Raw genomic sequence first — 743 nt, forward strand, 5'->3', positions numbered from 1 at the left:
CACGCCGAGGCGCGGCCCGTGCACGCCGTCGGCCGCGACCCGCAGCAGGTCGGCGTCGAGGCCGAGCGCGGCGCGCAGGCCGCCGGCCGCCGACCCGGCACCGGTCGGCACGCGCAGGCCCAGCCGGGTGCCGACGGGCACGCTGACCTCGACGCCCGGCTCGTCGACCTCGTCGACCACGTCCCCCTCGTCGCTCTCGTCGTCCTCGTCGTCCTCGTCGTCCTCGCCGGCCGGTTCGACGGGCGTCGGCGCGGCGCCGGCCGCGGCGAGCGAGCGGGCCCGCAACCGCCGGGCCAGCGTGCTGGCCGGGACGTCGGTGAGCGCCCGCTCGACGGCCTCGGCGGAGCAGGCCCCGACGACGGCGTGCACCTCGACCCCGGCGGGCACCACCGGGTCGGGCGCGGTGAGCTCGGTCAGCGGGTCGCCGCGGACGTCGCGCGCGAGCAGCCCGGCCACGAGCGCCTGCCCGAGGGCGAGGTCGTCGTCCGGTGCCGGCGCGGGCTCGGCGGGCTCGGCGGGCTCGGCGGACTCGTCGTCGGCGGCGGAGCCGGCAGAGCCGGTGGGCGGCTCCCCCGCGAGGTCGAGGTCGGCCAGCTCGGTGAGCGTGCGCAGCAGCCGCAGGGTGTCGGCGGCGGGGGCGGTGTCGACGTCGCCGAGGGCGTGCGGCGACCACGGCGTGCCGACGGTGCCGACGGCGCGGACGCCCGCCAGCCCGGCGGCCGGCCGAGGGCCCGCCGAGGGCC

Annotated in this window: 1 pseudogene; it reads right to left on the bottom strand. The window is 81.6% G+C overall.

Going from position 1 to position 743, the window contains the following annotated elements:
- Positions 1–743 (bottom strand): annotated as a pseudogene (locus ACYVI6_RS18820) (hypothetical protein); the annotation flags it as partial.

This window comes from Angustibacter aerolatus (assembly GCF_054776675.1).